The following is a 1,573-nucleotide window of genomic DNA, read 5'->3' as shown; positions in this document are numbered from 1 at the left end:
AACGACAAACTGAAGTGGTAAGTGAATTGGGATGTCTCACATTAAGGATATAGATTTATTATAATTATATTATGTAAACCAAATAAATTTTTCTATAGAATAATGAATACAATAAAAGAAATCTGCCCATACTATTTTCAAAAGAAATTATTAGATTTTGCTAGGAGGCTTTTTTGAAAATGGAACATGGTAAAGTAAAATGGTTTAACAACGAAAAAGGATTTGGGTTTATTGAGCGTGAAGGCGGGGATGATGTTTTTGTTCATTTTTCAGCCATTCAAACGGAGGGTTATAAGTCCTTAGAAGAAGGTCAGGAAGTAACCTTTGAAATTGAAAGCGGACAGCGCGGACCACAAGCTGTTAATGTAAGAAGAGCATAATGGATGAAGAACAGACTCAATTTATGGGTCTGTTTTTATTTTTTATAAGGCAGGAATAACGTCTATTCTTTTTAATATTTATGTAAGAGAGCGACCGAGGCATTTTAGAAAGGACGGTAATGGGGAGAGGGAATAGTCAACAAAAAATTTTTCTAACATAGTAAAATGAAGCCGTCTTCAAACCATTCAATAATGTTTTGGGCCTTTTTTTCTTAGATACAGTAATTTCCATACGATAAGTAAGTTTTGTGCTTAAATGGAAAATTCTTTCAAAATAATAAAACTCGGATTTAGTCGAATTATTTTAGCAGGACTTTTTCTAACTAATGCGAATATTTTAGGTAAGATATTTTAAATAAGGGGGAAAAACATGAGTATTCAAGTGGTGGAAAAAGAAAGTATGAAAGTGGTAGGGATTTCTTGGAGTGGCACTTATTCTGAGACCGGTACGATCCCGAATCTCTTTAACGTATTGGAAGAACGTCTAGAAGAAATTCCAAATAAGGTAGTGGAACCAATGATGGTTGCTCCATTTCATAGCCGTGAAACAGAGTTAACTTATTATGTGACCAAGCCTGTTGAAAAAATAGAAGTGGTCCCAAAAGGTATGGTAGGATTTACAATTCCGGCAAAGAACTATGTATATACCGTACATAACGGAAAAGCGGATGAAGTGGATGAGACATATAAGCGTTTGTTTACTTTTATGGATGAATATGGATATGAACAAGATCACCAAGCTCTTAGTATGGAAATTTACAAGCAAGAGCATAAAGAGAGGAATGCAAATGGAGAACTCTATTTTGAGATTTACTTGCCTGTAAAAACCTATTAAAAATAAAAGCAATATTATTTTTATATTTAGGTAAAGTTCTGTATAATATAAAAAAACATATCATATTCCTTCGGGGTCAGGTGAAATTCCGAACCGGCGGTGATGAGGCAGGCTATTGTCTCTTAGTCCGTGACCCGGTTAACACGTTTGTGTAAACCGGTGGATCTGGTGAAATTCCAGAGCCGACAGTTAAAGTCTGGATGGGAGAAGGAAAAGACAGGTTTAAAACAGGCAAAAAAATGCTTGGTTTTAAGCCTTAGTTTACTATTGTCTTAAACACCCCGAAGGAGAATGACGGGGTGTTTTTTATTTTAATGCAATGTTAAGAATACTGTTGATAGGAGCGGAAGGCACGAAG

General features: G+C 35.0%; 2 protein-coding genes and 1 riboswitch. Both genes read left to right on the top strand.

Annotation, left to right across the window (positions count from 1 at the left end; translation table 11 throughout):
- Positions 1-179 precede the first annotated feature (179 nt).
- A complete protein-coding gene (cspD, locus tag V7083_RS23535) occupies positions 180-380 on the top strand; it encodes a cold-shock protein CspD (protein ID WP_335482631.1) in 201 nt (66 codons plus the stop codon).
- Positions 381-750: 370 nt separating this feature from the next.
- The gene (locus V7083_RS23530) at positions 751-1,215 is read left to right on the top strand and encodes a GyrI-like domain-containing protein (RefSeq protein ID WP_335482629.1); all 465 of its coding nucleotides are present in this window, start codon (positions 751-753) and stop codon (positions 1,213-1,215) included.
- A 62-nt stretch (positions 1,216-1,277) separates the two neighbouring features.
- Positions 1,278-1,431, top strand: a riboswitch (FMN riboswitch).
- Positions 1,432-1,573: the final 142 nt, after the last annotated feature.

This window comes from Bacillus sp. JJ1764, assembly GCF_036962145.1.
Taxonomy (GTDB): Bacteria; Bacillota; Bacilli; order Bacillales; family Cytobacillaceae; genus Neobacillus.
The sequence above is the reverse complement of the archived record's forward strand: the minus strand, read 5'-3'. Positions and strand labels throughout refer to the sequence as shown.